Origin of the sequence: Chlorobium sp. KB01, assembly GCF_001975465.1 — a bacterium.
GTDB lineage: Bacteria > Bacteroidota > Chlorobiia > Chlorobiales > Chlorobiaceae > Chlorobium.
The window spans coordinates 1-7,137 of the sequence record NZ_MPJE01000091.1 but is presented as its reverse complement, the minus strand read 5'-3'; the positions used below and the strand labels follow the sequence as shown (position 1 = coordinate 7,137).

General features: G+C 50.8%; 7 protein-coding genes. 6 read left to right on the top strand and 1 reads right to left on the bottom strand.

The genetic code is table 11. From position 1 onward, the window contains the following. Positions 1-43 precede the first annotated feature (43 nt). The 3 genes from BOO20_RS09830 to BOO20_RS09820 all read left to right on the top strand — a co-directional run bounded on the left by BOO20_RS09830 (position 44) and on the right by BOO20_RS09820 (position 4,004). The gene (locus BOO20_RS09830) at positions 44-1,165 is read left to right on the top strand and encodes a putative porin (protein ID WP_076791492.1); all 1,122 of its coding nucleotides are present in this window, start codon (positions 44-46) and stop codon (positions 1,163-1,165) included. 142 nt (positions 1,166-1,307) lie between these two features. Further along, a complete protein-coding gene (locus BOO20_RS09825; protein ID WP_076791493.1) occupies positions 1,308-2,126 on the top strand; it encodes a PstS family phosphate ABC transporter substrate-binding protein in 819 nt (272 codons plus the stop codon). A gap of 177 nt (positions 2,127-2,303) precedes the next feature. Beyond that, a complete protein-coding gene (locus tag BOO20_RS09820; protein WP_076792401.1) occupies positions 2,304-4,004 on the top strand; it encodes a peptide-binding protein in 1,701 nt (566 codons plus the stop codon). Positions 4,005-4,010: 6 nt separating this feature from the next. Here BOO20_RS09820 and BOO20_RS12885 read toward each other — a convergent pair whose 3' ends face one another. Next, positions 4,011-4,157 (bottom strand): hypothetical protein, encoded by a 147-nt coding sequence (locus BOO20_RS12885; RefSeq protein ID WP_158068740.1) that lies wholly within the window; start codon positions 4,155-4,157, stop codon positions 4,011-4,013. Positions 4,158-4,237: 80 nt separating this feature from the next. Here BOO20_RS12885 and bchF point away from each other — a divergent pair, with 80 nt between their 5' ends. From bchF to BOO20_RS09805, 3 genes are read left to right on the top strand one after another with little or no spacing between them, the layout of a single operon-like run. After that, on the top strand, positions 4,238-4,708 hold the full coding sequence (gene bchF, locus BOO20_RS09815; RefSeq protein WP_076792399.1) for a 2-vinyl bacteriochlorophyllide hydratase: 471 nt from the start codon (positions 4,238-4,240) through the stop codon (positions 4,706-4,708). Between the two features lie 24 nt (positions 4,709-4,732). Then, complete coding sequence (bchC, locus tag BOO20_RS09810) at positions 4,733-5,731, top strand: chlorophyll synthesis pathway protein BchC (protein ID WP_076792397.1); 999 nt, start codon at positions 4,733-4,735, stop codon at positions 5,729-5,731. 25 nt (positions 5,732-5,756) lie between these two features. After that, on the top strand, positions 5,757-6,869 hold the full coding sequence (locus BOO20_RS09805; protein ID WP_076792396.1) for a chlorophyllide a reductase iron protein subunit X: 1,113 nt from the start codon (positions 5,757-5,759) through the stop codon (positions 6,867-6,869). Positions 6,870-7,137 lie beyond the last annotated feature (268 nt).

Genomic DNA, 7,137 nt, shown 5'->3' with positions numbered 1-7,137 from the left:
AAAAAGTTTTGTGTACTCACAACATCAACCAACCCGAACGAGCATGAAAAAAATAGCAATGATGGTCGGTCTTGCAGCGGCCCTCGGATTCAGTAACGCCGAGGCTGTTGACCTGACATGGAAAGGCGATCTGCGTTACCGTTATCAGTCCGATCTTCGCCACACCGATGGCGCTACCGGAGAACACAGTCGCGACCGCCACCGCAGCCGTGTCCGTCTTGGCGTCTATCCGTGGATCAATGAAGAGCTTTCCGGCGGCATTCAACTCTCGACCGGAAGTCTTACGGAAACAACATCCCGAAACGAGACCCTTGATGATCAGTTTCTTGCCGATCCGGTCTACCTGAACGAATACTTCATCGACTACCATCCGATGGCTTACGGCATTAATGGAGCAGCCAATATCATTCTCGGTAAACGGGCTGTTGCCAGTGATCTGGTCGTGGTCAACGATCTGGTATGGGACAGCGATCTTACCTTTGAAGGGTTAACGCTCCAGTATGGCAAGGAGAGTGACGGCAAGGAGAAGGATGGCCTGACGGCAGTTGTCGGCTACTTCCCGCTTAACGAGCGTTCATCCAGAACGGCGGTCAATGAAAAGGATGCCTTTATTCTGGCTGGCCAGGCTGCATATAAAGGTGAGATCAGCGAGGTGAGTTATCAAGTAGGAGCCGGTTACTACAACTATGCGAATTTCAATGTAGTCAACACAACCACCTACTCTCCGGCATACGACTATTCCGAAAAGGATTTCAATATAGCCGAGCTGTTCGGTACCGTCGGCGGCCAGATCACGGAAAAGCTGCCGTGGAAGATTACCGGTCAGTATGCCCGCAATATGGCAAAAAAAGCTGATGCCTCCGGGATCGATGATGCAAAGCGGGACAGTTACCTTGCCGAGATCAAGATCGGTGATGCCAAACAGGTCGGGCAGTGGTCAGTCAATGCCGACTATATCAGAATCGAGCGCGATGCCCTTACGATTCTGACCGATTCAGACCGGAATGCCGGAGCGGCAACCAATCTGCACGGCTATAAAATCGGCGGTGTCTTCCATCTCGTGCAGAACCTGACGGTTGGAGCCAACTACTTCAATTTCAAGACGATTGATGTAGCCAACATTACCAATCATCTGCTCATGGCCGATGTTGTCGTCAAGTTCTAAACCGTGTGTGTGTTGTGTTCTTTCTGTTGTGTGTTATGATTGTGTCCCCCTGCTCTCCAACAGGGGGGCTTTTATAGCCGGCAAACGAGAGCGCCAAAACAGATAACGTTTTCTACTCTTAATTTCAAATACCATCAAAACCATGAAACTCTTCAGAAAACTTCTTTTAACCGCAGCCGTATTTGGTTTGACAACGTCAGGCAGCGCATATGCCGCAGGCAAAATTGTTATTGATGGTTCGACCACGGTTGGACCGATCGCCAAGGCATTTGCCGGCTACTATACCAAAACCACCGGTATACAGGTTGTGGTGAGCGAATCCGGTTCAGGCAACGGGGCAAAAAGCCTGATCAACAAAACCTGTGACATCGCAACCATGTCAAGGGAGATGAAAGACAAGGAGATTGCCGCAGCAAAAGCCAAAGGTGTCAACCCGGTTGAACATGTTATTGCCCTTGACGGTCTGTCGATTGTCGTTCATCCGAGCAACCGCGTCAATGCGCTCTCAAAAGCACAGATCCGCGGAATCTACATGGGCAAATACACCAACTGGAACCAGGTTGGCGGACCTAATGCCGCAATCGTCATTATCCAGCGTGAATCAAACAGCGGTACGGCTGACTCGTTCAAGGAGCTGGTGATGGGCAAGGAGAACCCGATCTCCAAGAGAGCAGAAACCCAGTCGAGCAACGGTTCAATCAAGAGCCGTGTTGCTTCCACTCCGGCGGCAATCAGTTATATCGGAATGGGTTTTGTAGACAGTTCGGTAAAAGCAGTGCTGGTTGACGGTGTTGATGCCGATGTCCGCACGGTTAAAAACGGCACCTACCCGATTCACCGCCCGCTCTTCATGTACACCAACGGTCAGCCGACCGGCGCTGTCAAGCAGTTCATCGACCTGGCCAAAACCGAAGAGGGTAAACGCCTTATCAGCGAATCAGGGTTTGTTAACCTCCATTGAGCCGTTTCAAAACGTTCTGCTCCCTGATTCAATGTTTCACAACACAGAAAGCCGCTCCTCACCGGGCGGCTTTTTGTGTTTTCATTACCGAAAAGCAGCCGCGGATAGTGAAGGGTGCTGAAAAAGGTTATTATTTATCTAACTTTATACTCATTCGAATAACCAAATAACCATGTAATGAGAGTTCCCGACCTACGGAAAACAGTTGTTTCAACACTGATGCTGCTCATGCTTGCAAGCATGAGTGCATGCAAAAAAAACGACACTGAAGCGCTCCGGGGCGAGCGGGTTGTCACGGGAATTTCGGCGGATTTTGACTATCTCAATCCTCTCCTGATCCAGCTCTCCATGTCACGCGAGATCTGTATGCTGCTCTACCCGTCGCTGGTAAAACCCTCCTATGACAAAGCCAACGGTGCTATTACCTTTCTTCCCAACACAGCAAACAGCTGGGAGTTTTCCGGAGATGGCAAAATGGTGACCTTTCACCTGAAGAGCAGTGCCCGGTGGGAAGATGGCAAACCGGTAACATCTCACGACTTCAAATACTCCTATGCCCTCTATAAAAACCCTGAAATCGCAAGTTCCCGTCAGCACTATCTGAACGATCTCCTGCTGCTCGCGGATGGCACGGCAGATATTGAGCGTGCTGTTGAAGTCCCGGACGATTCAACACTGGTGCTCCATTTCAACAAGCCGATGGCTCCGGAGATCATCCTTGACCATTTCAACGATCTGATGCCGGTTGCCGGGCATCTCTTCAAGGCCTACTCTCCCGATGAAATCCGTTCAAAAGCGGCGGAGATACCCGTGCTGAGTGCCGGACCGTTCAGGGTTAAAAAGTGGTCGCGGCAGGAAAAGCTTGAACTTGTTTCGAATCCCTCTTCCCGGCTCCCGCACCCGGCTGTCATTAAAAACCTGATCTTCCTTGTGGTTCCCGAATACACAACCCGGCTGGCTATGCTGAAGTCAGGTCAGATTGATGCCATGATCTCTGCCGGAGGCATCAACCCGAAGGATATCCGTGAGCTTGCCAAAAGCTCGCCTTCAATTGCGATCAAACCGGTAAAGAACCGTTACTTCGACAGCATCGTCTGGCTCAATATCGATGGTGAGGCCTGGAGGAATGAACATAAAATCAAGCCGAATCCCCTGTTCGGAGATAAAAAAGTTCGTCAGGCGCTGACGCTTGCCATTGACCGACAGTCGATTATTGACGGCTTCATGGGACCGGAACACGCAACCATTATCAATACCTCACTCTCGCCTGCTTACAAATCAATCGCCGACACCTCACTTGACCCTTACGCCTACAATCCACAAAGAGCAACCGCTCTGCTTCGCGAAGCAGGCTGGGCTCCGGGACCGGACGGCATTCTGCAGAAACAGGGAAGAAAATTCTCATTCGAACTGGCCGCTCCGGTTGGCAACCCCCGTCGCAACTACGCCGCGACCATTGTACAGCAGAATCTGCGCGAAATAGGAATTGAGTGCAGGCTGAAATTTGACGAAAGCCTTATTTTTCTGAAAAACCAGAACAGCTTCCGTTACGAGGCCGCACTCTCCGGCCTTGCTGCCGAAACACTCCCCTTCCAGCTCGTTATCTGGGGATCCGATTTTGTAAAACGCCCGTTCAACTCTTCGGCATTCCAGAATGGCAGACTGGATACCGTTATTGATGAGCTGAGTCGGCCTCTTCCAAAAGAGAGGGAAGTTGCGCTCTGGAAAGAGTACCAGAAGATCCTGCATGAAGAACAGCCAAGATCATTCCTCTATTACTATGATGAGCTTGAAGGATTCAACCGCCGCATCAGGAACAGCGATGTCAACCTGATTTCGACACTCTATAACGTCTACGACTGGAGTGTAAAACCTTGAACCGGCTCACCCTTTTCTGCGCCCGACTCCCGACTGGCGTCGGGGGCTGCCTATATAGCGCTCTTCCGGAGCTTCCGTTATGCCGGATCGAATGTCACAATCCATGCATTTCCACGGAAGCCCGAGGCAGGTAAAGAGGGGGGTTGCTGTCACTGCCGTTTTTTGCTATATTCAACTGCTTTTTTCAAAAGCAGTTGAAGAACTTCTTCCACCATCAGCGAACTTATTGTTTTATGCCCCGTTACACACCTGAACAGCTTGAGAGGAGAAATGCTTCGGTCTGGACTAAAGTTCAGGGCATCCTGGCACCTATCCAGTTTGTCATGTTTCTTGCCGGCCTCACCGTTACCTGGCTCTACCAGTCACATATCTGGATCGACAACTTTTACTGGATCACCTTTTTTGTGACCCTGAAAACCTTGATGCTTGTGCTGATATTCGTAACCGGAGGTTTTTTTGAACAGGAGGTATTCGGTCAATTTGCCTTCGCTCCCGAATTTTTCTGGGAGGATTTCGGAAGCGCCATTGCCATGATTGTCCATATCTCATACTTTATCCTGTTCTTTATTGGACTTGATGAAAATACGCTTATCTGGACCGCCCTGCTTGCCTACCTGAGCTATCTGGTCAATGCAGCGCAATTTGTGATCCGCCTGCTGCTTGAAAAGCATAATGAGAGGAAGCTCAAGCAACAGAGAGGCTAACCTCGTCCAAACACAAAAAAGGTTATGAAAGCAAAAGCGATACTCTTCAGCGGTGTCCGTCAGATTGAACTCGCTGAAGTAACCCTGAAGCCCGTCTCATCCACCGATGTGCTTGTTGAAACCCACTGGTCGTCAATAAGCACCGGAACGGAAAAAATGGCCTATAACGGCCTGATCCCCTCTCCACCCTTTATCTTTCCCTTTATTCCCGGCTACGAAACCGTCGGAAAGATCATCAAGGTCGGAAAACATGTCAACCAGAGCCTGATCGGCAAATTCGCCTATGTGGCCGGTTCTTTTGGTTATATCGGGGTCAATGCCGCATTCGGCGGAGCCTCGGAGTTTATTGTCTGTCCGGTCGAGAGCATCACGGTTCTCGATAATATCGAAAATCCACGCTGCGGCATAGCCCTGCCGCTTGGAGCAACAGCACTGCACATAGTGGATCTTGCAAAAGTTGAAAACAAGAAGGTGCTGGTGCTCGGTCAGGGGGCGGTCGGTATTCTTGCTGCCAAACTGGCAAAACTCATGGGAGCAAAACTTGTTGCTGTAACCGAACCCAATCCGAACCGTCTCAACCTCTCTTCGGCTGACCTTAAAGTAAACCCTGACACGGAAGATGTCTCCGCCGCCCTTGCCGGCCATGAGTTCGACGTCCTGATTGACAGCACCGGTATCATGAGCGCCATCGATACCGGACTCAGGTTTCTGAAATTTCAGGGGGTGGTTATTTTCGGTGGCTACTACCAGAGAGTAAATATTGACTACTCCCAGGCCTTTCAGAAGGAGCTCTCCTTCATCGCAGCCAAACAGTGGGCAAAAGGTGATCTTGAACGGGTGCGTGAGCTTATTGCAGCGCGCAAATTGAACGCCGGACGGATTTTCACCCATCAGCACACCGTCAAGGATGATATCACTGAAGCCTACATCCAGGCCTTCAGCGATCCTGACTGCCTCAAAATGATCCTGCTCTGGAAAGCCAATGCAGAACAGGACGATAACGGATGCTCATCGTCCGCATAACCCGGATAACCATAAGCAGTATCTGATGCCAGCAAGAACCATCGCTATTTACGGAAAGGGCGGAATAGGAAAAAGCTTTACGACCACCAACCTCAGCGCCACCTTCGCCATGATGAACAAGCGGGTGCTGCAGCTTGGCTGTGATCCGAAGCACGACTCAACCACATCCCTCTTCGGCGGCATACCGCTGCCGACCGTCACGGATCTCTTTGCTGAAAAAAACGCTCAAAACCGGCAGGTCACCATCAGCGACATTGTCTTCCGCCGCGATATTGCCGACTTTCCCCAGCCGATATACGGTATTGAACTTGGAGGGCCGCAGGTTGGCCGTGGGTGCGGTGGAAGAGGAATCATTTCCGGATTCGATCTGCTTGAAAAGCTCGGCATCTTCAACTGGGATATTGACATTATCCTCATGGACTTTCTGGGCGATGTCGTCTGCGGAGGATTCGCCACACCGCTTGCCCGTTCACTGAGTGAAGAGGTGATACTGGTTACGAATAATGACCGGCAGTCCATCTTTACCGCCAATAATATCTGCCAGGCCAACAACTACTTTAAAACCATCGGTGGACAATCCCGACTGCTCGGTCTCATTATCAATCGTGATGACGGCAGCGGCATAGCCGAAAAATATGCCGAAGCTGCCGGTATCTCCGTGCTCATGAAGGTACCCTATAACGCTGGAGCCCGCGATATGGACGACAGTTTCGACTTTGCCGTCAGACTCCCTGAACTCGGCGACAAGTTCCGGACCCTGGCCACAGAAATTCTTGAAAACCGGATCAAACCCTGCCATGCAAGAGGCCTTGATTTCATGCAGTTTGTCCGCCTCTTCGGTGATGTCAGTGACGAATCCCCCACTCCGGCAACCCCGGAAGAGCTTTTCGGCAGCCATGCCGATTCGGTAACTCCAATACCGGCCAGGACGAACCTCTCACAGGACAATGATGACCTGAAAATGAAACGGTGCATCGAACAGCTCTCCGAACTGGAAAGAGAGATCTACCGGATGAGCGAGGAGGAGGAGAGAAGCATCAGCGAAATTGCAGGGCTGATAGAGCGAGAAGAGTCAGAGGTTCGCGAACTGCTCGCCGCCGCCCGCACACAACTCAGAAAACTCTTCTTCAGCGCCTGATCAGGAGATTTTTGGCCACGAAACTGACGATATTTCACGAAGAGAAAGAAAGTGGACTGAGTGGACGAAGAGATGGTGGACAGAAGTGGACGTGAGTGGACAAGAGGAAAATGCTGAGGGTGGAGTGCTGAAAGTTGAACTAACCCGGTCAACAAAAAAAGGCCGCCTCTTCTGGCAGCCTTTTTTGTTGTACTCTTTTTCTTTCCAACAAAATTCACTACCGGTGCCACTTTAAACCGTCGAGAGTGTTTCGGGAACAAGACGGACG